The organism is Streptomyces sp. NPDC059917 (assembly GCF_042730635.1).
In the GTDB taxonomy this organism is placed as follows: Bacteria; Actinomycetota; Actinomycetes; order Streptomycetales; family Streptomycetaceae; genus Streptomyces.
Genome location: NZ_JBHWLC010000044.1, coordinates 21750 through 44253, shown reverse-complemented (window position 1 = coordinate 44253; position 22504 = coordinate 21750). Strand labels below are relative to the sequence as shown.

Below are 22504 nucleotides of genomic sequence, written 5' to 3'. Positions count from 1 at the left end.
GCGTGACGTCTTCCACGATGACCCGCCTGCTGCCACGGCCCTACCGGCCGCTCCTCGCCCACGCCGGATTCCGGCGCCTGTTGCCCGCCCTGGCGGCCAGCGACCTCGGTGACGGGATGAGCGCGGTCGCCGTGGCGTGGCTGGCCATCGTGATCTCGCCACCGGGCCGGTCCGCCTGGGTCGTCGGCGCGGCGCTCGCCGCCTACGCGCTGCCCGGAGCCGCGGGGGCCCTGCTCTTCGGCCGCCGACTGCGCCGCCTGCCGCCCGCACGGCTGATGGTGGTGGACGGACGGCTGCGCGCGCTGCTCCTCGGCGCCGTGCCGCTGGCGTGGGCCCTGGGAGTGCTGCACCCGGCGCTGTACGTCGCCCTGTTGGCCGGATCGTCGGTGCTGCACGCCTGGGGGAGCGCGGGAAGGTACTCCCTGATCGCCCAACTGCTGCCCACCGAGCAGCGCCTGGCGGCGAACGCGCTGGTCGCCACGAGTGCGTCGGCGTCCATCGTCGTCGGGCCCGCACTCGCCGGTCTCCTCACGGTGGTCATCGGCCCGGCCTGGATCATCGGCCTCGACGCCCTGTCCTTCGCCCTGTTGGCGGTACAGGCCGGTCGCATCCGAGTCGTCGCCGAGGTGGACGGAGCCGAGGCGGACGGGACGGCCGTGGCGGGCGGGAGCGTGCCGGGCCTGCTGCGCAGACAGCCCGAACTCCTCGGCGTCCTGGCCCTGACGTGGTTCTTCAACCTGCTCTACGGCCCGGTGGAGGTCGCGCTCCCGCTGCACGTCGTCGACGACCTCGGCTCCGGCGCGGGCCTGCTCGGGCTGTACTGGAGCGTCTTCGGAGCCGGCGCCGTGCTCGGCGCCCTGGCCGCCGGAGCCCTGCGCGGGCTTCCCCGCTGGCTGGTGACCCTGGGCATCGTGGCGGGGTGGGGCCTGGTGCTGGTCCCCTTCGGACTGGACGTGCCCGTGGGGGTGTCGCTCGCGTGCATGGGGGTGGGCGGTGTGATCTACGGGCCCTTCACCGCGCTGTCCTTCACCCTCTTCCAGGACCGCACCCCGACGGCCTGGCTCACCACCGTCCTCGCGTTCCGGGGCGCCGCCCTGCTCACGGCCGGTCCCGTGGGCACCGCCCTCGGCGGACCCCTCACCGCCGTCATGGGGCCGCGGCTGGTGCTGGCGGCCTCCGGGCTCGCGACCGTCGCCCTCGCCGCCGTGGCCGCCGCCCTGCTGTGGTGCGCGGCGAACCGGCGGCGCACGGCGAACCGGCGCCCGCGCAGCGGAGGTTCGGGGGTGGTGGGGGCGTGAAGGACCGGTTGGATCCGGACCGGCCCGCCGCTTCAGAGCAGGCCGTGGTCCCGGGCGTACAGCGCGGCCTGGGTGCGGTCGCGCAGGCCCAGCCGACCGAGGATGCGCGAGATGTGGTTCTTGACGGTCCCCTCGCTGAGGTAGAGGCGGGCGGCGATCTCGCGGTTGGTCGATCCCCCGGCGATGAGCCGCAGCACGTCCACCTCGCGCCCGGTCAGAGGCTGCGACGGCTCCGGTGGGACGGGTCCCGCGGCCACCGCCGCGGCGGGCGGCGCGGCCGGGTCGGGAGCGGCCAGGGAGGCGGCCAGGCGGGTCATGACCGAGGCGTCGAGCTGGGCAACCCCGGCGTGCACGAGGCGCACGGAACGGGCGAGTTCGGCCGACGGCAGGTTCTTGAGCAGGTAGCCGACGGCGCCCGCCCGCAGCGCCCGGGCCACGTAGTCCTCGTCGTCGAAGGTGGTCAGCATGACGATCCGGCAGGACGGCACCCGGGCCGTGAGCGCCGCCGTGGTCTCGATGCCGTCCATGCCGGGCATCCGTACGTCGACCAGCGCCACGTCCGGGCGGTGCGCGACGGCCGCCTCGACCGCCCGGCGTCCGTCGGACGCGGTCCCCACGACGCTCACGCCGGGCTGGATGCCGAGCAGGGAGGCGATGCCCTCCCGGACGAGCTCCTGGTCGTCGACGACCAGGACCCGCACGGGCGCCGCCGCGCCGGTGTCCACCGTCGGGTCGCTCGCGCCCGGGGTGCCGGATTCTCCCGTGGGGGCGCTCATCCGGTCCCTCTCCTTCGGATCGCATCGGTCGAGGTGCCGGGCGCCCAGGACCCGGACAGGGCAGGAGGGGGCGGCCCGGCGCTCCCGGCCGGCAGGGGGGTGCGGGGGACCGTCATGGTGACGACGGCTCCGGACGAGCGGTCGACCGTCGGCCGGTCCTCGATGTCGACCCGCCCGCCGAGGAGTTCGACGCGCTCGCGCATGCCGCGGATCCCGTAGCCGGTCCGGCTCGGGCGGTCGGCGGCCTGCGGCGACGCGGGGAACCCCCGTCCGTTGTCCGCGACGACCAGCCGGGCCGAGGACTCGCCGTAGGCGGCGCTCACCTCGATCCGGGTCGCCCGACCGTGCCGGTGGGCATTGGTCAGCGCCTCCTGGGCCGCCCGGTAGAGGGCCGTGAGCGACGCGGCGTCGTAGCCGCTCTCGTCGCCGGTCACCTCCAGCGTCACCGTCAGCCGTTCGTCCCCCAGGTGGCGGACCAGATCGGCGAGCGCCCGGGTGAGGGAGAAGGGCCGGGCGTCGCGCAGGGCGCCGACCGACTCCCGTACCTCGCTCAGCGCGCGCCCCGCCGACCACCGTGCGTCGGAGACCGCCTTGGCCGCGGCCGGTGGATCGAGCGTGCGGAACGCCTCGGCCTTCTCCAACTGGATCGCGACGGCGGTGAGGTGGTGGCCGAGGCTGTCGTGGATCTCCCGGGCGACCCGGTTGCGCTCGCTCGCCGTGGACAGCTCGGCCACCCGCAACGCGAAGTCGGACAGCAGCTCGTGGGACTGCTCCAACTCGGCCAGGACGCCTTCGAGTCGGGCCCGGCCCGCCTGCTCCCGAACGGCGACGGCCGCCATCGACAGCGCCAGGGCCAGCGCCAGTACGAACATCAACAGGTCGGAGACGTAGGCCGCCCGGACCCACCAGTGGGGCACCCCTACCGTGTAGCCGGTGACCAGCAGCGCGACGCATCCCGCGCCCGACAGCCGCCCCGCCCGCCGCCCGAAGGACAGGTGGGCCGTGAAGGGCACCAGGACGAACAGGGCCCGCGACACCCCCGACCCGTCCAGCAGGGCCACCACCGAGAACAGGACGACCCGGGCCGCCAGCAGGGCCGCCGCCACGCCCTTCGGCGTCCCGTGCCGGTACCGGCGGTGCTCGGCCGGTTCGAGGAGCAGCAGGAGGACCAGCCCCGCCGCGAAGCCGACCGTGCGCGCCGTGTGCACGGGCCCGTCCGACACCGCCGCGTGGTAGCCGCCGCCGAGCAGGACGGCCGCGTACAGCACGGGCGGTATCCACGGTACGGCGATGGGGGGCGAGGTCATCGGGACTCCTCTCGGGGCGGTGGCGCTCGGGTCGCCGGCGCTCGCCGCGATCGGGCGCCGGCCTGCGGATCCGCGCGGCACCCGGCTGTTCACCAGGAACGATACGTCAGCGCCGGCGGGCGCGGCCGTGCGCGGCGGGGGCCCGTCCCAGGTGTGGCCGGAGGTCATGTGCCCTTCGGCAGGGGGGTGTTCGCGGCCCGGCGTGCGGGTCGGCCTCCCGGCCGCCGTGAGTGCCGGGGGACTGGCCGATCGGCACTGCCGGGCGCCCGGCGGCGCGGCCTACGGTCGCCCCGTCCGATCACCGCACGGCCATTCCGAGGAGCATCCGTCCCATGTCCCCACACCGACGATCACTGGCAGCCCTCGTCACCGCCCTGTTGGCGGTCGCCCTCCTCCCCGCCGTCGACGCGAGCGCCGCCGATCCGTCGTACACCGCGAACTCCGCGTGCCAGGGCCGGCGGCTGCGCGTTCCCGGAGCGGAGCGCCTGGTCGCCCACTGCGAGGACGACCTGACCACGGCCGCGCTCCTGCCGCGCGGTCTCACCGACGCGAGCGACTACGGCGGCCTCCAGGCGGCCCGCACCGTCAACCCCGCGCACGTACCGGGCGTCCAACTCGACGGATACTTCCCGGACACCTCCACCACCAACACCCTCCACGGCTGGAACCACGACAGCCAGTTCGTGATCCGGCTGCCCGAGCACTGGAACGGCGGCCTCGTGGTCGCGGGCCCGCCCGGCACCCGGAGGCAGTACGCCAACGACCAGATCATCAGCGACCAGGTGCTGGCCCGGGGCTTCGCGTACGCCGCCACCGACAAGGGCAACACCGGCCCCGAGCTGTACAAGGACGGCGACGAGCCGGGCGACGCGATCATGGAGTGGCACCTGCGGGTCGCCCAACTGGCCGTCGCGGCCAAGCTGGTGGCCGCGCAGCACTACGGTCGGACGCCGACGCGGACCTACGCCGCCGGGCTGTCCGCGGCGGGCTACCTGGTGCGCTGGCAGTTGGAGCACTTCCCGCAGCTGTACACGGGCGGAATCGACTGGAACGGCCTCCTGCTCACCCGGGACGCCCCGAACCTGCTGACCAACCTGCCACCCGCGCTGCGCGCCTACCCCCGCTTCGAGCGGCACGAGCCCGGCGCCGCGGAGGCGATGTACGCCGAGGGGTACCCGAAGGGCACCGAGGACCTGTGGCGGGCGCACAAGGACCTGTGGGATTCCCTCCAGCGCACGATCCGCGAGGAACTCGACCCCGAGTACGACGGACCCCTCCAGGGCGGCACCCCCTTCTGCGCCGAAGGGACGGGCCCCGGGTGCGACACCGACTACGACTACGCCTCCCGCCCCGCGGCCGTCCACGACGCGGTCGGGCGGGTCTCCCTGACCGGCCGCATCTCCCGGCCGCTGATCACGCTCCAGGGGACGTACGACGTCCTGCTGCCGATCACCCGGACCGGGGACGTCTACGACAAACTGGTCGGCGACGCGGGCCGCGCGGACCTGCACCGGTACTACCGGATCGAGAACGGCACCCACACCGACGGCTTCCGCGACGTCGCGCCGAAGGCGGTCCGTACGATGCAGTCCTGCTTCACCGAGGCGTTCGACGACCTGGTGAACTGGACCCGCGACGGCGTCGCTCCGCCCCCCAGCCACACCGTGCCGCTGCCCGGCGAGCGCACGGCCGACGGCGAGATCCCCGCGGGCTGCACCCTCTGACCCCGCGACCCCGGTGACCGCGGGCGTCGGCTCCCCCCGGGCCGACGCCCGCGACGCCCGCGAGCCGCCCGGTTCCGGCGAAGCCCGGTCCGCGCTCCGCCCGGGCGGATACCTTGGGTGGTCCGCCGGCTTCGGGGAGGAGCGACCGGGTGTCGATGCGTCGGCTGGGCGTGGTCCTGGTGCACGGGTTCCGGTCGGGGCCGCGGGCGTGGGACCCGCTGCGCGAGCGGTTCGCCGCCGACGCGGACCTCGCCTTCGCCGTCACCCTGCCCTTCGCGTACGCGACCGGGCTGAAGCGGGTCCACCCCCTGCGCGTCTTCCCGGGCATCGAGACCGCCGCGGACAGCCTCAAGGAGTACCTGGCCACCGAAGCGGGCGATTTCGAGGAACTGGTGCTCGTCACCCACAGCCAGGGCGGCCTGGTCGCGCAGCGCATGCTGGCCCGGATGCTCGGCGACGGGCGCGGGCGGGAGCTGGCCCGGATCCGCGCCGTCGTCATGCTGGCCTGCCCCAACAGCGGATCCGAACTCCTCCTGTCGCTGCGCCGGGGGCTGTTCGGGTCCCGCCACCCGCAGGAGAGCCAGCTGCGGCCGCTCAACGAGCAGGTCACCAGCACCCTGCGGACCGTACTGCGGGACGTCGTCGGGGCGACCGCGGTCACGGAGCGGACCTGCCCGATCCCCTTCTCGGTCTACGCGGGGGAGAGCGACGCGGTGGTCCCACCGGCCTCCGCCCAGAACGTCTTCCCGGACGCCGCGGCCCTGCCCGGGGACCATGCGAGCATCCTGCGGACGACCACGGCGGACCACCGGACCTTCACCACCCTGCGCCGCCTCGTCCTGCGCGCCCACGGCAGCCCCGGTCCCGCGCCCGGCGCCCCGCCCGCCCCTCCTCCCGGCGAACCGTCCGTGCCACCGGAGCGCCCACGGCGCACGACCGAGCCCGAGCCCGAGTCCGAGCCCGAGCGCGCGACCGGTCCCGGACCCAGGACCGCGAGCGCGGCGGAAGCCGTGGCCGGTCTGCCCGCGCGGTCGAAGACCTTCACCGGCCGCGAGGAGGACGTCCGGGCCCTCCTCGCGCTCCTCGCCCCCGGCGGCGCCGCACCGGGCACGCCCCCGGTGCGCGCGGTGGTCGGCATGGCCGGTGTCGGCAAGACCGAGCTGGTCCTGCAGAGCGCCGAACGCGCCCTGCGCGAGCCGGGCTGGTTCCCCGGCGGGTTCCTCTTCGCCGACCTCGCCGGCTACGCTCCGGACCCCGCCCGCCGGGCCGACGCCTCGGACGTCCTCGGCGACTTCCTGCGCACCCTCGACGTCCCGGCCGGGGACGTGCCGTCCGGTACGGACGCCCGCGCCGCGCTGCTGCGCACCACCCTGGCCGCCCGCGCGCGCCGGGGCCTGCGGACCCTGGTCCTCCTCGACAACGCGGGCAGCGAGGAACAGGTGCGCCCGCTGCTCCCCGGCGACCCCGACACCGCCGCCCTGGTCACCTCCCGCACCACACTGGCCGTCGGCGCCCGCCCGCACGAGCTCCAGGTCCTGGGCGCGGCCGCCTCGGTCGACTTCCTCGGCGAGGCCCTGCGGTACGCCGATCCCGACGACACCCGGATCGAGGACGCCCCCGCGGCGGCGCTCGGCATCGCCGAACTGTGCGCGGGCCTGCCCCTCGCACTGCACATCGTGGCCGCGCTCCTGGTGGACTTCCCCACCCGCCCACCGGCCGACCTGAGCCGGGCGCTGCGGGCCGAACACACCCGCCTGGACCGCCTCACCCGCGACGACCGGGCCGTGCGGGCCGCCTTCGACCTGTCCTACCGGCGCCTCACCGACGGGCAGGCGCGGCTCTTCCGGCTGCTGCCGGTCAACCCCGGACCCGACCTGTCCACCGAGGCCGCCGCCCGACTCGGCGCACTCGACGAGGCCACGGCGGCGGCCGTCCTGGAGGACCTCGCCCGCGCCCACCTGATCGAGCCCGCGCGCTCCTGGGGCCGCTGGCGCCTGCACGACCTGCTGCGCCTGTACGCCGACGAGACGGGGGCCCGCCAAGCCGACGCGGACGAGCGGGAGACCGTACGCCGACGCCTCTTCGACCACTACTGGACGGTCGCGCTGACCGCCGTCACCCTGCTGCGCCCCGATCCGGACGGCCCGCTCACGCAGCGCTTCGACACGCCGCGGGAGGCGTGGGCGTGGCTGGAGGACGAACGGCACAACATCACGCTCGCGGCCACCTCGCCCGGGCGGTTCGGGCCGGCCGACCTCACCCTGGTGCTCGGGCTGAACCTGGGTCAGTGGTTCGAGCGCCGCCGCCACCTCGACGACTGGTCCACCGTCGCCGCGAGCGCGCTGCGCACGGCGCGGAGCACGGGCGAGCGCCGCTCCGAGGCCCGCGCCCTGGACCAGTTGGGCAACTGCCTGCGGCTGAACCGGCGGTTCCCCGAGGCGATCGCGCACCACCAGGAGGCCGTCACGGTCTTCCGCTCCCTGGGCGACCCGAAGGGGGAGAGCGGGGCCCTGTCGAACCTCGGGGTCGCCCTGCGCCACGGGAAGCGGTTCGACGAGGCCATCGAGGCCTTCTCGCGAGCCGTGGGCCTCGGCGGGGAACAGGGGGACGAACAGTTCCTCGGCATGGTCCTGGGCAACCTGGGCATCACCCTGCGCCACGTCGGCCGGTACGCGGAGGCGGTCGAGGTACTGCGCGAGAGCGTGGAACTGGGCCGGGGGCGGGGGGACCGGCGGGAGGAGGGCCGGGCGCTCTGCAACCTGGCGAACGCCCTCGCCCACACGGGCGGTTACGCGGAAGCCGTGCGGCACGCCCGGGAAGCGGTGGCGATCTGCACCGCTTCCGACGACCGGCACGGCCGGGCCGGGGCGCTCAGCGTGCTGGGCACGGTCCTGAGCGCGGCCGGGCACTTCGACGACGCCGTCGCGCCGTTGCGCGAAGCCGCCGAGTCCTTCGGGGACCTGGACGACACCCACGCGAGGGCGATCGCCCTCGTCAACCTCGGCGTCGCGCTGGCCGGTGCGGGCACCCCGGCCGCTGCCGTGGCTCCGTTGACGGAGGCCGTGGACGCGCTGCGCGCGCTGGGCGACGCGGCGGGCGAGGCCACGGCGAGGCGCGCGCTGGACGAGGCCGCGCGCGGCGGGCGCGCGGAGCCGGAGGGCACCGTCCCGACCGCGTGACCCGGCGTCGACGCGTACCGCCGTCGACCGTTCCTCCAACGTGCCGTCGTGCGCGCGGCGTTGACAAAATCGCCATCTGCTAGAAACCTGTGGCGCCATGGCCGCATATCTGCGATCAGATCACTCAAAAATCGTGGAATGAAGCGCAAGTTCCCGGCAGATACCCGTCGAGCCGGTCCCCCCCATGGATGCAGAGGACAGCATGAGATGGATGCAAGGCGGTCGGCGGCTGCTGGCCGGCCTGGTCGTCGGCGGGCTGATGGCCCTCGGACTCCTGCCCGCCGGCCTCGCCGCCGCAGCGGGCGGCCCCAACCTCGCGCGCGGCAAGACGGTCACCGCGAGCGGGTCCCTCGGCGGCTACCCGGCCACCGGGGTCACCGACGGCAACCAGGCTTCGTACTGGGAGAGCCCCTCCGGCGGCTTCCCGCACTGGATACAGGTGGACCTCGGGAGCAGCGCCACCGTCGACCAGGTGGTGCTGAAACTCCCCGCCGGGTGGGAGGCGCGCACCGAGACCCTTTCCGTCCAGGGCAGCACCGACGGGAACACCTTCACCACCCTGTCCGGCTCGGCGGGCCGGGTGTTCGATCCCGCCCGCTCCAACACCGTGACCATCGGCTTCACCGCCGCGACGGTGCGCCAGGTCCGCGTCGTCGTCAGCGCCAACACCGGCTGGCCGGCGGCCCAGTTGTCGGAGTTCGAGATCTACGCCGCCGACGGCGGCGCTGACCCCGGCGACCCCGGCACCCCGCCCCCCACCGGCGTGAACCTGGCCAGGAACAAGCCGATCGAGGCGTCCTCGACCACCCAGTCCTTCGTGGCCGCGAACGCCGTCGACGACAGCGTCACCAGCTACTGGGAGGCGGCCGGCCAGCAGTCCACGCTGACGGTGAAGCTCGGTGCCAACGCCGACGTCACCGGGGTGTTCCTCAAACTGAACCCCGACCCCGCCTGGTCCACCCGCACGCAGAGCATCGAGGTGCTGGGCCGGGAACAGTCCGCGAGCGGCTTCAGCTCCCTGCGGGCCCGCGCCGACTACGCGTTCAGCCCGTCCGGCAACCAGAACACCGTGACCGTCCCGGTCACCGGGCGCCTCGCCGACGTCCAGCTGAAGTTCTCCGGCAACACCGGGGCGGGCGGCGGCCAGGTGGCGGAGTTCCAGGTCATCGGCGCCGCCGCGGCCAACCCCGACCTGACCGTCACCGCCCTGAGCTGGTCACCGTCGGCCCCGTCCGAGAGCGACCCCGTCACCGTCGACGTCACCGTGCGCAACGCCGGTACCCTCGCCTCCGCCGCGACCACCGTCGACGTCGCCGTCGAAGGCGCGGTCGCGGGCAGCGCCCCGGTGGGCGCCCTCGCCGCCGGCGCCTCGGTGACCGTCCCGGTCGCCGTGGGCAAGCGGCCCGTGGGCAGCTACGGCGTCTCGGCCGCCGTCGACCCCGCCGCCACCGTCCCCGAGCAGGACGAGACCAACAACAGCCGTACGGCCGCGGCGAAGCTCGTCGTCGGCCAGGCCCCCGGTCCCGACCTGGAAGTCCTCTCCATCACCACGAACCCGGCGAACCCCGCCGTCGGCGCGCCGGTCTCCTTCACCGTGGCCGTGCACAACCGCGGTACCACCGGCGTGGCGGCCGGCACGGTGACCCGACTGGTCGCGGGAGCGACCACGCTGAACGGCGCCACCCCGGCGATCGCCGCCGGTGCGACGGCGAACGTGGCCATCTCCGGCACCTGGACGGCGGTCAGCGGCGGGGCCGCCCTCACCGCCACCGCCGACGCCACCGGCACGGTCGCCGAGACCAACGAGAGCAACAACGGCTTCGCGCGGGCGGTCGTCGTCGGGCGCGGGGCGGCGCTCCCCTACACCGAGTACGAGGCGGAGGCGGGCAGTTACACCGGAGCGCTGCTCCAGACCGACGCCAAGCGCACCTTCGGCCACACCAACTTCGCCACCGAGTCCTCGGGCCGCGAATCGGTCCGGCTGACCGCGACCGGCCAGTACGTGCAGTTCACCTCGACCGCGGCGGCCAACTCCATCGTCGTGCGCAACTCCGTCCCGGACGCCCCGACCGGCGGCGGCGCCGACGCCACCATCAGCCTCTACGTCAACGGCGCCTTCGCACAGAAGCTGAACCTGACCTCCAAGTACAGCTGGCTGTACGGGAGCACGGACAGCCCCGAGGGTCTGACCAACACCCCCGGCGGCGACGCCCGCAGGCTCTTCGACGAGTCCCACGCGCTGCTCGCCCAGAGCTACCCGCAGGGGACCACCTTCCGCCTCCAGCGGGACGCGGGCGACACCGCCGCGTACTACGTCATCGACCTGATCGACCTGGAGCAAGTGGCCCCGCCGGCCGCCAAGCCCGCCGAGTGCACCTCGATCACCGAGTACGGGGCGGTCCCCGACGACGGCAACGACGACACGGCGGCCATCCAGAAGGCGGTGACGGCGGACCAGAACGGGCAGATCGCCTGCGTCTGGATCCCGCGGGGCCAGTGGCGCCAGGAGCAGAAGATCCTCACCGACGACCCGCTGAACCGGGGCCAGTTCAACCAGGTGGGCATCAGCAACGTCTCCATCCGGGGCGCGGGGATGTGGTACTCCCAGCTCTACACCCTGACCCCGCCGCAGAACGCGGGCGGCATCAACCACCCGCACGAGGGCAACTTCGGCTTCGACATCGACGACAACACGCAGATCTCCGACATCGCCGTCTTCGGCTCGGGCACCATCCGCGGCGGCGACGGCAACGCCGAGGGCGGCGTGGGCCTCAACGGCCGGTTCGGCAAGAACACGAAGATCACCAACGTGTGGATCGAGCACGCCAACGTCGGTGTCTGGGTCGGCCGCGACTACGACAACATCCCGGCCCTGTGGGGTCCGGGAGACGGCGTGGAATTCACCGGCATGCGCATCCGCGACATCTACGCCGACGGCATCAACTTCGCCAATGGCACCCGCAACTCGACCGTCTTCAACTCGTCCTTCCGCACCACCGGCGACGACTCGCTCGCCGTCTGGTCCAGCAAGTACGTGAAGGACCAGTCGGTGGACATCGGCCACGACAACCACTTCCGCAACAACACGATCCAGCTGCCATGGCGGGCCAACGGCATCGCGATCTACGGAGGTTACGGAAACACCATCGAGAACAACCTGATCTACGACACGATGAACTACCCGGGCATCATGCTGGCCACCGACCACGACCCGCTGCCCTTCTCCGGACAGACCCTGATCGCGGGCAACGGCCTCTTCCGCACGGGCGGCGCCTTCTGGGGCGAGGCCCAGGAGTTCGGCGCGATCACCCTCTTCGCTGCCAACCAGCCCATCCCGGGCGTGACCATCCGCGACACCGACATCCGCGACTCGACCTACGACGGGATCCAGTTCAAGACGGGCGGCGGCGCCGTGCCCGACGCGAAGATCACCGGCGTGACCATCGACAAGTCCAACAACGGCGCCGGAATACGGGCCCACGGCGGGGCGCGCGGCAGCGCCACCCTGTCGAACGTCACCATCACGGGCTCGGCCGACGGGAACGTCGTGGTCGAACCCGGATCGCAGTTCGTCATCAACGGCGGCTAGCCCGCGAACGGCGGGCGGCCCGGGTCGGTCCTGTCCTCTGGGGGGACGGGACCGACCCGGGCCAGGTCCGGCCAGGCCGGGCCGGACCGGTCAGTCGGGGTCGGGCATGCGGGACCAGCCGCTCCAGCCGCCCCCGTGGTCGCGGAGGTTGACCCACTGGTAGCCGTCGTCGCCCCGGACGCTCAGCGCGAACCTCCAGGGATCACCCGCGCTCCAGCGGTCGATGACGTAGACCTTGTCCGTGAAGATGCCGCCCATGGACTGCCAGCCGGACCACTTGCCCTTGGTGTCGGTCCAGCGGGTCCACACGGCCCGGTCGGTGCCGATCAGGAACTCCTGCTTGGCGCCGTTCGGGAGCGGGTGCGTGGTGACGCCGTACTCGCAGATGTAGACGGCGCCGCCACCGCCGTTGCAGTGGCTCAGGGCCTGGGCCGGGGTGACCGCCACGGCGAGACCCGCCAGGAGGGTGGCCGCGAGAACACCGGCCCTGATCCTCATCCTCTTCATGTTCCTGTCGCTCCTTGCTGTGCTGCGCGGGCGCCCATCGCCGGTGCCCACGACGACGACCCTGCCGTGCGTCGCTGACGCTTCGCTAACGTTCCGCTGTCGTCGCCGTGCCCCGCGCGGCGCGCGAACGCCGCCCGCGGAATCCGAGGGCGGCGTTCGCGGCCGTGCACCGCGTCAGATCACTCCGTTTGGTTCGGCGAGAAGCCGTATGACAGGTCGCTCGCGAACGGAACGCTGCGGCCGTGGCGCAGGGCGGGGCCGGGAGACTGCAGCACCCATCCCGTCATCGTGTCGGGGGTGAAGTTCGTCCCGTTGACGGCGACGTGGAGCTGGTAGACCCGACCGGTGGTGGTCAGGACCTTGACGTAGGCGTCGTTGCCCTGGGACTCGATCGAGATGCTGCAGGCGGTTCCGGCGTCACCACCCTTGGGGTAGCCGGTGATGCCCGACAGGTCCTGCCAGACGACCGCGGCGCCCGTGTTCGGCGCCCGCCCGGCGGAGGCGACGCCGTTGCGTACGGCAGCGCTGAACGACTCGCTGTTGGAGGGGGAGTAGCTGTCGATGTCGACGCAGGGGCCGGTGGCACCCGTGGCGCCGGTCGCGCCCGTTGCTCCAGTGGCGCCGGTCGCACCGGTGGCCCCGGTCGCGCCCGTGGCGCCCGTCGCTCCGGTGGCGCCCGTGGCGCCCGTGGCTCCGGTCGGTCCGGTCGGTCCGGTGTTGCCCCTCGGTCCGGTGGCTCCCGTGGCTCCGGTGGCTCCCGTTGCGCCCGTGGCGCCGGTCGCTCCGGTAGCTCCAGTGGCCCCGGTTGCACCCGTTGCACCCGTTGCTCCCGTGCCTCCCGTTGCGCCCGTGGCTCCGGTCGCGCCCGTGGCGCCCGTGGCACCCGTCGCTCCGGTCGGTCCGGTGTTGCCCCTCGGCCCGGTGGCGCCCGTGGCACCCGTCGCGCCCGTGGCTCCGGTGGCGCCCGTCGCTCCGGTGGTGCCCCTCGGGCCGGTGGCGCCCGTCGCGCCGGTGGCTCCGGTCGCACCCTTCGGGCCCGGCGGGCCCTTCGGGCCGCGCGGTCCGGGGGGACCCTGCGGGCCGCGGCAGGACTCGTGCCGGTCCGCCTCCGTCGTCTTCGGCCACGACGACTCGTCGTCGCACTCGTCCCCGCCACCGCCACCGCCCCGCGGATCCACGGCCGCCGCTTCGGCGGTCTTCGCCTGGATCACCGGTACCGCCGCGACGGCGGGCGAGGCGATCCCCGCCAGCACCAGCGCCAGCGAGGCGAAGGTTCCACCCGTCAGCCAGCCGGACCGCCTGGGCAGCGGGCCCAGCATGGATCGGGGTCTGTCCTCAGGACGCATGCACTGCTCCTCTGAAGAATTCGTTCAGATGATCACCGGATTTCCGGTGGCGCGGGTCATCCTGAGGAACCGGATACGCGGAAACCGGCTGCCGCGCCCCCATATCAGCGGTTCGGCCCAGCCCGTGCGCCCACCCGGGTGCCCTGGGCCCGGCCACACGGGTCAGCCGCCCGGCGCGCTGTCTCCGGTACGCGGCGGCGGCTCCATAGGGTCCCGCCGTGAAGCCGACCATCTGCCTCTGCATGATCGTGAAGAACGAATCCGCCGTCATCGGGCGGGCCCTGGCCTCGGTCAGGGACCACATCGACACCTGGGTCATCTCCGACACCGGCTCCGACGACGGCACCCAGGAACTCATCCGCGCGGCCCTGGACGGGATCCCCGGCGAACTCCACGAGGAGCCCTGGGTCGACTTCGGGCACAACCGGAGCCTGAACATCGCCCACGCCCGTGGCAAGGCCGACTACCTGCTGCTGCTCGACGCGGACCTGGTGCTGCGCGAGGACGCGCCGGTGCCGCCGCTCGTGGCGGACGCGTACATGCTCCGGCACCTGGGCGACACCGAGTACCGCATCAAGCGCCTGGTGCGCGGCGACCTGCCCTGGCGGTACGAGGGCGTCACCCACGAGTACATCACCTGCGACACCACCGAGAGCGTGGCCCACCTGGACGCCCTGGTGATCGAGGACCACGGCGACGGCGGCTCCAAGCACGACAAGTTCGAGCGGGACGCCCGGCTGCTGAGCGCCGAGATGCGACGGGACCCCTCCGTCGGCCGCACCGTCTTCTACCTCGCCCAGACCATGCGCGACATGGGCGAACGCGCCGAGGCCATCCGGCTCTACGAGCGGCGCGCGGCCATGGGCGGCTGGCCGGAGGAGGTGTACCAGTCCCTCCTCCAGGTCGGCGTGCTGCACGGCGACAGCGGCGACCCGGCGGACTGGCCCGCCGCGATGGACGCGCTCGACCGGGCCTGGGAGTCCCGGCCCGAGCGGATGGAGGCCTGCTACGAACTGGTCTCCCGGTTGCGGCTGCTCGGCCGGTACCGGGCGGCCCACGCACTGGTGCGGGCCTGCCTGGACCGGCCGGCCCCGGACGACGTCCTCTTCACCCAGCCCTGGGTCTATCGGTGGGGGCTGCTCTTCGAGTACTCCATCACCGCGTACTGGGTGGGCGACCTGGCGGCGTCGGTACGGGCCTGCGACCGGCTCCTCGCCCTGCCCGACCTACCGGACTCCTACCGGCGCCAGACCGTCCTCAACCGAGGCTTCGCCCTGCAGGGTCTCTCGGTGCCCGCGCAGTGAAGCGCAGCGGCGCTGGGCGTCGTACCGGAGGGGCCGGCACGGCCGGGGCGAAGGGCTTGGAGAAGAGGGCCAGCAGCCCCGGATGCACCGTGCACAGTGGCATGAGGCCCGTCTCCGCCGCGGCCGCGCGCAGCCGCTCGTCGACCGCGAGACGGTCGGCGCTCACGTAGAGGAAGGCGTTCTGCGCGTACCAGGGTTCGATCTCCGGGTCGTCCCACAAACGGGTCCGCAGGCAGTCGACGAGTTCGTAGTCCCGGCGTCCGAAGTGCTCGCGCCAGTAGGTGGGCCACTGCTCGTTGCGGTGGTCGCTGCCGGTCTGGCCGGGGACCGCGGCCGAGAACAGCACCACGTCGGACAGCGCGCAGAGGTCCGCCACGAGGGAGTCGGCGCGGGCCGGGTCCAGGTGCTCGGCGGCCTCCAGGGACATGGCCAGATCGAACCGTCGCCCCTCCAGCCGGAGCGGCCGGGACAGGTCCCACCGCAGGAAGGAGTCGGGCGGGATCCGCAGGGCGCTCTCGGCGACCCAGTCCCCGTCGACCCCGAGGACCGTCTCCGTGCCGAGCCGCCGGGCCTCCGCCAGCCACGACGCCGTGCCGCACCCCAGGTCGACCACGCTGGAGGGCCGGACCAGATCGAAGACCAGGGGCAGCGCCCGCGCGGCCGACCGGGCGGAGCCGTCCTGCTGACTTTCGTAGAACCACGCTCCGTACGCGTCGTCCTGTGGCATCGACATGCGCATCACCTCGATCGGGGATCACTGCGGCCCATCTGGCGGAAGAGACCATTCCACAAGCGGGCCGCGGGCCGGGGCGTGCCACGCCCGGACGCGTCCCCGGTCGCCCGCGCGGCATCCGCCCCCGGCCTACGGGCGGCGCCCGAGGGGCAGCAGGTACTGGAGGGGCTGGCCGAGGTCGTCCAGGCCGAAGAGTTCGTGTGCCAGATCGTCGTGGAAGCCGCCGAGCGGGGTACCGGCCAGACCCAGCGCCGCCGCGGTGAGGAGCAGGGTCTGGGTCAGGTGGCCGGTCTCCAGCAGGGCCAGGCGCAGCGCGCGCAGCCCGTACCGGCGCCGCAGCAGGCCGACGTCCGCGTACACCCCGAGGACCACCGGCGCGCGGTCGACGCCGATCGCGTCGGGGTCGCTCGCGGGCCGCGACAGGTACGTCGACAGCGCCTTGACCTCCTCGATCGGGGGCACGGGCCCGACGGGGCGCAGCGTCCGCGCGGCGGGCACGCACTCGTACGTGCCCGCCGGCACCCCGGCCGTGTCGAGCACCAGCAGCCGCACCCGGGCCGTGTAGAGGGCGCCCGCGCTCGGATGGGGGCGATGGGCGACGCCCCGGGTCGAGCCGTCCGGCAGCACCCGGTCGGAGCGCCCGCTCTCGGCGAGGGAGTGCCACAGCAGCGAGCCCAGCGTGGCGGCGTCGAGCGGACCGCCGAGCGGGCCGCGCGCCGAAGCCCGCGCCGCGAGGACGTCGGCGAACGACACGTCGGGCAGGGGGCCCGTCGGCAGCGGTACGTCGGGTCCGGCGGGCCGCAGGGAGGACGGCGGCAGCGGCGCGGCGGGCCGCAGCGCCGTGTCCTCGCCGCGTCCGACGTGGAACTTGCTGCGCTCCAGGTACTGCAGGTCGGGCGCGGTGTACGCGGAAGGGAAGTACGGGGGAGTCCCCTCGGCCCCCTCCGCATCCGTCTCCAGCAGGGTCCGCGCCGCCAGCCTGCACACGGCCCGTTCCTCGTCGGGGATCACCCCCAGCCGGTTGAACAGCATGTGCAACTGGGACGCCCACACCCAGGACCGGGGGGCCGGGGCCGCGGGCGGCGCCTCCTCGGCGGCGCCGACGGCCCGCAGCGCGGCGTCGGCCTCGCGGACCCGGTCCGTCCAGCGGTTCAGCCAGGGCGCCGCGGAGCCGTCGCCGAGCCGCCGCCGCAGCTCCCGCGCACGCCGGGACAGGGTCGAACGCTGCGCGGCGTAGACCGAGTTGACCCGCGCGTGTACGGACGCCCCCGGCAGCAGCGGCACTTCGTCCACCCACCGCCACCCCGCCGCGTGCCCGCGCAGCCAGCGCGCCGAGCCGAGCCGGTCCATGCCGAGGGCGTGCGCCGTCGCGTGCGCCAGGTCGGCCGCGACCGCCAGCCGCGCGGAACCGCTGCCGCCCTTCAGCTCCCGCAGGGCTTCGAGGACCACCCCGGTGGAGGCGACGAACACCTCCTCGGCGACCGGCAGGGCGCCCTGACCGCCGTAGCGTTCGACCTCGGGCAGGTACGGCACGGCGCGGACCTCCCCGTGGGCGGAGGACCACGGACCCGGCACCGCGGGAACCTCCCGCGCGGCGCGCCCGAGCCGGTCCACCAGCCGGGCGGCGGCGCCCGCGCCCAGATCGCGCACCCGGATCCGCAGGTGGGGGCCGTCCTCCCCGTAGCGGATGAAGAACCAGCCGGTCGCCTCCCCGGCCGCCACGAGGCCGTCGAGGTACGGCGCCGCCTCGCGCAGCAGGAACGCGTCGGTCTCCTCGGCGCTGGAGTGCAGGAACACGTGAGCGCTGTACCAGCCACCGGTACCGGTCGTCGTCATCTGGGGTCCTCGTCGTGGGTCCTGGTCAGGGGAAGGGGTGGGGGTGGACCGCGAGGTCCTCCGGGCGCAGCGGCCGCCGCGACCGCCCCAGCCGGTACGGCACGTCCAGCAGCCGGGGCAGGCCCCGGACGCGGTGGTTGACGTGCCCGAAGGTCATCGGCAGCGAGCCCGGGACGATGGCCTTCACGCAGTGCAGCCCTAGCCGCTCGCGCAGCCCCGGCTCGCTCTGGTCGACGGCGATGACCTCCAACCCGGCCCGGGACAGCCGCTCCACGGTCGCTCCGAGCAGGACGGAGAGGTCGCCCACCGGCGCGGGCGCACCCGGCCAGGCCTCCTCGACGCTCACGCGGGCCGTGTCGGCGTGGAGGAACGCCAGCCGGGGAGCCGCCTCGGGCAGGGTGCCCAGCCCGACGTGGTCGTCCAGGGTGGTCACCAGCTCCGGCCGGTCCAGCATCGGACGCAGCCGCCGCGGGTCGCGCGGGCCGCCCTCGGCGAGCGAGCGGGGCCCGGACTCGACGACGTTGGTGACGACTTCGGCGACCGCGGAGCGGATGGCGGCTCGCGGATCGTGGTGGGCTCCGGCGGCCAGGAACATCCTGGGCGCCCGCGGGTGGGAGCCCTCGTAGTGGCAGACCGCGACGACGGCGGGGACGCCGAGGTCGTTCGTCGCGTCGAGCAGGACGAGCCGGTACCCGGCCAGGGCCGCCCGGTCCACGAGCAGCGCGGTGTCCGCGTCGTCCGGTGGCGGGGCGATCCGGCGCAGCGGCGTCGCCGCGTACCACGCCATCAGGAACGCGTCGCGCTCGGCCACCTCGAACAGGCCGTAGAGCAGGGCCTCTTCGGGGCTGTTGCCGAGGCCGCAGCCGTTGGAGGACTCGTACACCACGCGTGGCCCCCGACTTGGCACGTCCCAGTACGCGACGTGCTCGGGAACGGCCCGCGCGCGCCGCCGGGTCAGCGACCAGCCGTGCACCCAGTCCATCTCCAGGTCCGGCGTGTAGGGGACGGTCGGCGACGCGGGGTGCCCGTGGTAGCGGGGGTCGGGCAGGCCGAGTCGACGCGGGTCCACGGCCCGCTCCGGCCCGAGCCGCGCGAAGGAGGCCCGCAGCACGGTCCGTTTGCCGGTGGGGCGCATGCCCGCGTACCGCTCGACGCCCTCGAACAGGGCGATCCGCTCGCTGCCGCCGAAGTCGAGCGACCGGCCGTACCCGCCGTCGTCCACGGCGCGACCGTCGCTCACGAAGGCGCTGGTGAGGCAGAACGCCGAGTCCTCGGACCGGAACAGCCGCCGCACCGGGCCGAACCGCTCGTCGAGGAGCGCCCCGCGCAGCCGGGCCGGAGCGGTCAGCGGATTGGGGGCGCGCAGGACGTACGGGTCCGGCAGCGGGCGCGGCGCCGACGGCAGCGGGGTGACGGCGTCCGCGCGGTCCACCGGCAGCGGCCGGCACACCGGGCAGCCGCCGACCGGCCGGACCCGATGGGTGGACCAGGTGCCCCGGCCCTGGTGGACGAGGTGCACCACGGCCGCCCCGGGGTCCGGATCCGGCGCGCCGGCGCCGGAGTCCAACAGGCCGACCGCGAGCGCGCCGAGCGCGTCCGACAGGGCAGGGGAGGGCACGCCGCCGAGCGCCAACTCCGGGCTGCGCCACGGCACCCGGCCGCCCGCCGTGGCGAGCCGCTGGTACTCCGTACAGCTCAGGCAGGCCGGCGCGCCCGGCCGCAGCACCGGCCCGACGACGGCCAGGGCGCCGTCGAAGCGCACCGGGACGAGTGCCACGGGGTGCCCGAGCGCATGACGGCTCAGCTCCTCGGCGAGCCCGAGCGTCCAGCGCGGCAGCAGGACCACCGCCGGTCCGGACGTCCACGCGCTCGCGCGGGCCGCGTCGAGGACGGGCACCGACGGCGCCCCGGAGGGCCCCGCGGGCAGGAGCGGTGTCGGGGTGCGGGTGCTCATCGGTCCTCCCGTGGAGCCGGCAGTACGGTGAACCCGAACGCCTCCAGCAGCGCGACGAGTTCCGGCCGCACCCGCGGGGCCTCGGGGCGCGGCGCACGGCCCGTGATCCGGCGCAGCGCGCCCTGGTGCGCCTCCTCGCGTCCGGCCAGGTCGGCCAGCCACCGGCCGGTACCGCCCGCGTCCTCCCAGTCGGCCGTCCGGACTCCGGCGGCGGCCAGCGGGGCGAGCGCGCCGTCCGGGGCGAAGAAGCGTGCGCCGGGCCGCCCTTCGGCGGCGGCGCGGGTGCGGACGACGGCGCCGAGCGCGGCGAAGGCGGCCGCGTCACCGGGGGTCGCCTCGACGGCGTCCCCGAGCGGCGGGGGCGGCGCCGACCCGCCACCGGGCGCGAGGGGACGTACGACGGCGCGGTAGGCCTCCGCGCCCGGGGCGAGCCGGACCACCTCCAGCCGCGCGGCCACCCCGAGGCGGCCGGTCAGCGTGGCCCACCAGTGGCGCAGCTGGGGGTGGTCCGCCCACCGCTCGGCGGCCACCGGGTCCGGCCGCCCGGGCGCGCGGCGACGGCGGGCGGCGCTGCGCAGGGCCCGGCCCCGTGCGTGCCCGGGAGTGGCGCCGACGGTGAAGAGGTCCTCGCCCAGCGCGAGTTCGGCCGCCCGGCAGAAGAGGTCGAGGCGGGCCAGGTCCAGCCGCGCAGCCCCGCCGAGCAGCTCGGCCCCGCCCGCCCCGGCACCGGCCCCGGGCAGCGCACAGCGGGCCAGGGGTACGGGCAACTGGCGCAGGTCGGCCGGGAGCGGCTCGGGCAGCGCACCGCATCGTTCGTCGGTGAGGTCCGCCATCCGCCGCAGCGCCTCGCCCAGGGTCGCGGCCGGTGCGAGCCGCACCCGCCGGTCGGCGTCGATGCGGAGGGGACCCGGCCAGGCCCGGTAGTCGGCACGCAGTGGCCGGGCCCGCGCCAGCAGCACGGAAGGAAGCACGGCGGCGGGTGTCGTGGGGGTCGCGTCCGGGGGCGGCCGTTCGTCCTCCCCCTCGCGCGACGGGTCGGGCTGCCCGGCCGCCGCGCACAGCAGCCGGTGCGCCGCGGAACCCGCGAGCAGGGGCAGGAACGCGGCGGGCAGGGGCTCGACACCCCCGGGCTCTTGCGGCGGGTGGGCGCGGCCCCACCGGGTCTCCAGGGCCTCGGCGTCCGCCGTGACCTGCACCGAGCTGCCGGGCGCGGTGGCGTAGCCGTTCCCGCCGAGGTGCCCGACCGCGACGCACCGCTCGGGCCCGGCGCCGTGCAGGCGCAGCAGGACCCGGTCCGCGGGAAGCTCCGGATCGGCGGTGCGGTCGAGGGGCAGGCCACCGGCCGCCAGCGCGCGCCCGGCGGCCGCGGCCAGCGGCCCGTCCGGCGCGGCGGCCACGACCTCGGCCCGGAACCGGGCGAGTGCGGCGGCCGCGACTTCCGGACGCCCGGCGCTCGCCCCGGTCCAGTCGGCGACCGGACCGCCGGGCGCGGCGGGGGACGGCCCGGCCACGAGGAGCCCGTGCGCGTCCAGTTGCCCGAGCAGGGTGTCCACGGAGGCGCGCAGGGTCGCACCGGCCGCCATCGAGTCCAGGAGCTGCGCCACCCTTCCCTCGCGCAGCGGCTCGGCGAGCAGCCGCCAGAGCGCGGGCAGCGCCCCGCCGCCCTCCAGGGTGAGGGTCCCGCGGCGCCCGCGCAGGTGGAGGCCCGCGCGCAGCGGGGTGACGGCGACCCCGGGACGCAGCCGCCGGTCGGTGAGGGCCGCGCGGTTCACGAGCGGCCTTCCACCGCGTCGACGGCCGCGCCGAGCTCCCGCCGCCAGTCGCAGCCGGTCAGGGCGGGCACCGACCGGATCACCAGGTGCGCCGCCAGGTACCGCTCCAGCGGGCGGACGTCACAGATCGCGAGCAGGCGGTAGAGGGCGTTCGTACAGGCGCGGTGCACCAGGTAGTCGGGGCGGCTCCACATCTTCCCGTCGGGGTCGGAGCGCCGCAGCCGGTGGTGGAAGTCGCTGAAGCCGGTCCGCTCCTCGTGGTTCCAGCGCAGGGCCGCGGCGGCGTCCCCGGTGGCGGCGGCCCGCGCCCGGTAGGCGTCGGGGTCGCCGTGCAGGTCGGCGCCCGCGTCGTAGCGGCTCCGCGTCAGCTGCCAGGCGCCCGCCGAGTAGGCGGTCCAGGCCCGTTCCCACCCGTGGGCGCCGCCGTCGCGGATCCTGCCGACGAGGCGGGTGACGGCGTCGCCCCCGCGGTCGGCATGGCGCTCGAAGCGCTCCCGCAGTCGGCCCCCGGGATCCTCGTGGAAGAGGAAGTCCTCCAGGTGGGAGACGTACGAGTAGTGCCCGCCGGCCAGGCCGCCGGGGTGGGCGGCGGCGTGCGCGGCCAGGGCGACCACCGTGAGCTGGACCCGGGCGTCGGCGTCGTCGCCGTGGTCGGCCAGGAAGCGGGCGCCCGCGCGCAGCGGGTCCAGACCGGCCCGCAGCAGGTCGTCGCGCAGGTCGGCGCCGGCGGCGCCGAGGAGGTCGCGCAGCGGGGCGTCGTCGACGGGCGCGAGGCGGACCGTGTTGTCGGGCACGATCGGTCCGTAGGGCGGGGCGACGAGTTCGGCGCGACCGGCGGCGGCCGCGTGCTCCAGCAGTTGGGCGTCGCTGAGTCCGCCGTGCGAGGGGTGGGTCCGCAGCCAGTCGCGGGCCCGGCCGACGGCGGCCGCGGCGGCGGCGTCGACCCGGGCGGCCGGGCCCCGCAGGCGGAGCCTGAGGTGGGGGCCGTGCAACCAGTGCCGTTCGACGTGGGCGGTCAGCCCGTCCGCCGCGCAGGACGCGGCGAGCGGCAGCATCACCTCGCGCAGCAGCGCCGCCTTGACGGGGTGGTGGTAGTGGACGATCACGTCGAGGGCCGTGTCGCGGGAGTCGTTCTCGGAGGGTCGCACCGCTCGTACGCTCGCTTCCACTGTCGTCGGG

The 22504-nt window shown here is 75.1% G+C and carries 14 protein-coding genes; 5 read left to right on the top strand and 9 right to left on the bottom strand.

Going from position 1 to position 22504, the window contains the following annotated elements; all coding sequences use genetic code 11:
* Positions 1-2 precede the first annotated feature (2 nt).
* A complete protein-coding gene (locus ACFWAR_RS24325) occupies positions 3-1298 on the top strand; it encodes an MFS transporter (protein WP_385780782.1) in 1296 nt (431 codons plus the stop codon).
* A gap of 32 nt (positions 1299-1330) precedes the next feature.
* Here ACFWAR_RS24325 and ACFWAR_RS24320 read toward each other — a convergent pair whose 3' ends face one another.
* Together ACFWAR_RS24320 and ACFWAR_RS24315 are read right to left on the bottom strand one after the other, a co-directional pair.
* The gene (locus tag ACFWAR_RS24320; RefSeq protein ID WP_385780778.1) at positions 1331-2074 is read right to left on the bottom strand and encodes a response regulator; all 744 of its coding nucleotides are present in this window, start codon (positions 2072-2074) and stop codon (positions 1331-1333) included.
* The gene (locus ACFWAR_RS24315; RefSeq protein WP_385780774.1) at positions 2071-3381 is read right to left on the bottom strand and encodes a sensor histidine kinase; all 1311 of its coding nucleotides are present in this window, start codon (positions 3379-3381) and stop codon (positions 2071-2073) included. The genes ACFWAR_RS24320 and ACFWAR_RS24315 overlap by 4 nt, the downstream gene beginning before the upstream one ends.
* A gap of 332 nt (positions 3382-3713) precedes the next feature.
* On the opposite strand from ACFWAR_RS24315, the gene ACFWAR_RS24310 reads away from it, so the two are divergent.
* The 3 genes from ACFWAR_RS24310 to ACFWAR_RS24300 all read left to right on the top strand — a co-directional run bounded on the left by ACFWAR_RS24310 (position 3714) and on the right by ACFWAR_RS24300 (position 11873).
* Positions 3714-5105 carry a tannase/feruloyl esterase family alpha/beta hydrolase gene (locus ACFWAR_RS24310; protein ID WP_385780771.1) on the top strand — a complete coding sequence of 464 codons (1392 nt, stop codon included), beginning with the start codon at positions 3714-3716 and terminating at the stop codon, positions 5103-5105.
* Positions 5106-5260: 155 nt separating this feature from the next.
* Positions 5261-8284: an alpha/beta fold hydrolase gene (locus ACFWAR_RS24305; protein WP_385780858.1), complete on the top strand. Its 3024-nt coding sequence runs from the start codon at positions 5261-5263 to the stop codon at positions 8282-8284.
* Between the two features lie 202 nt (positions 8285-8486).
* The gene (locus ACFWAR_RS24300; RefSeq protein WP_385780766.1) at positions 8487-11873 is read left to right on the top strand and encodes a CARDB domain-containing protein; all 3387 of its coding nucleotides are present in this window, start codon (positions 8487-8489) and stop codon (positions 11871-11873) included.
* Between the two features lie 90 nt (positions 11874-11963).
* Here the strand turns inward: ACFWAR_RS24300 and ACFWAR_RS24295 are convergent, their stop codons facing one another.
* Together ACFWAR_RS24295 and ACFWAR_RS24290 are read right to left on the bottom strand one after the other, a co-directional pair.
* Positions 11964-12380 (bottom strand): hypothetical protein, encoded by a 417-nt coding sequence (locus ACFWAR_RS24295; RefSeq protein ID WP_385780762.1) that lies wholly within the window; start codon positions 12378-12380, stop codon positions 11964-11966.
* Between the two features lie 179 nt (positions 12381-12559).
* A complete protein-coding gene (locus ACFWAR_RS24290; protein ID WP_385780760.1) occupies positions 12560-13726 on the bottom strand; it encodes a hypothetical protein in 1167 nt (388 codons plus the stop codon).
* A gap of 218 nt (positions 13727-13944) precedes the next feature.
* Here ACFWAR_RS24290 and ACFWAR_RS24285 point away from each other — a divergent pair, with 218 nt between their 5' ends.
* Positions 13945-15030, top strand: coding sequence for a glycosyltransferase (locus ACFWAR_RS24285; RefSeq protein ID WP_385780757.1), 1086 nt, complete (start codon positions 13945-13947; stop codon positions 15028-15030).
* On the opposite strand, the gene ACFWAR_RS24280 is transcribed toward ACFWAR_RS24285, so the two are convergent.
* The 5 genes from ACFWAR_RS24280 to ACFWAR_RS24260 all read right to left on the bottom strand — a co-directional run bounded on the left by ACFWAR_RS24280 (position 14984) and on the right by ACFWAR_RS24260 (position 22473).
* Positions 14984-15763: a methyltransferase domain-containing protein gene (locus ACFWAR_RS24280; protein ID WP_385780754.1), complete on the bottom strand. Its 780-nt coding sequence runs from the start codon at positions 15761-15763 to the stop codon at positions 14984-14986. The genes ACFWAR_RS24285 and ACFWAR_RS24280 overlap by 47 nt on opposite strands.
* Positions 15764-15892: 129 nt before the next feature.
* Complete coding sequence (locus ACFWAR_RS24275) at positions 15893-17599, bottom strand: thiopeptide-type bacteriocin biosynthesis protein (RefSeq protein ID WP_385780751.1); 1707 nt, start codon at positions 17597-17599, stop codon at positions 15893-15895.
* A gap of 25 nt (positions 17600-17624) precedes the next feature.
* A complete protein-coding gene (locus ACFWAR_RS24270) occupies positions 17625-19553 on the bottom strand; it encodes a TOMM precursor leader peptide-binding protein (protein ID WP_385780748.1) in 1929 nt (642 codons plus the stop codon).
* The gene (locus ACFWAR_RS24265; protein WP_385780745.1) at positions 19550-21325 is read right to left on the bottom strand and encodes a hypothetical protein; all 1776 of its coding nucleotides are present in this window, start codon (positions 21323-21325) and stop codon (positions 19550-19552) included. Before ACFWAR_RS24265 ends, ACFWAR_RS24270 begins: the two co-directional genes overlap by 4 nt.
* The gene (locus tag ACFWAR_RS24260) at positions 21322-22473 is read right to left on the bottom strand and encodes a lantibiotic dehydratase C-terminal domain-containing protein (protein ID WP_385780743.1); all 1152 of its coding nucleotides are present in this window, start codon (positions 22471-22473) and stop codon (positions 21322-21324) included. The genes ACFWAR_RS24265 and ACFWAR_RS24260 overlap by 4 nt, the downstream gene beginning before the upstream one ends.
* Positions 22474-22504: the final 31 nt, after the last annotated feature.

Bases quoted from the DNA above. Each gene is read 5' to 3' on its own strand.
- ACFWAR_RS24320 (WP_385780778.1), bottom strand. From the start codon at position 2,074: ATGAGCGCCCCCACGGGAGAATCCGGCACCCCGGGCGCGAGCGACCCG.
- ACFWAR_RS24315 (WP_385780774.1), bottom strand. From the start codon at position 3,381: ATGACCTCGCCCCCCATCGCCGTACCGTGGATACCGCCCGTGCTGTAC.
- ACFWAR_RS24310 (WP_385780771.1), top strand. From the start codon at position 3,714: ATGTCCCCACACCGACGATCACTGGCAGCCCTCGTCACCGCCCTGTTG.
- ACFWAR_RS24305 (WP_385780858.1), top strand. From the start codon at position 5,261: ATGCGTCGGCTGGGCGTGGTCCTGGTGCACGGGTTCCGGTCGGGGCCG.
- ACFWAR_RS24300 (WP_385780766.1), top strand. From the start codon at position 8,487: ATGAGATGGATGCAAGGCGGTCGGCGGCTGCTGGCCGGCCTGGTCGTC.
- ACFWAR_RS24295 (WP_385780762.1), bottom strand. From the start codon at position 12,380: ATGAAGAGGATGAGGATCAGGGCCGGTGTTCTCGCGGCCACCCTCCTG.
- ACFWAR_RS24290 (WP_385780760.1), bottom strand. From the start codon at position 13,726: ATGCGTCCTGAGGACAGACCCCGATCCATGCTGGGCCCGCTGCCCAGG.
- ACFWAR_RS24280 (WP_385780754.1), bottom strand. From the start codon at position 15,763: ATGTCGATGCCACAGGACGACGCGTACGGAGCGTGGTTCTACGAAAGT.
- ACFWAR_RS24275 (WP_385780751.1), bottom strand. From the start codon at position 17,599: ATGACGACGACCGGTACCGGTGGCTGGTACAGCGCTCACGTGTTCCTG.
- ACFWAR_RS24270 (WP_385780748.1), bottom strand. From the start codon at position 19,553: ATGAGCACCCGCACCCCGACACCGCTCCTGCCCGCGGGGCCCTCCGGG.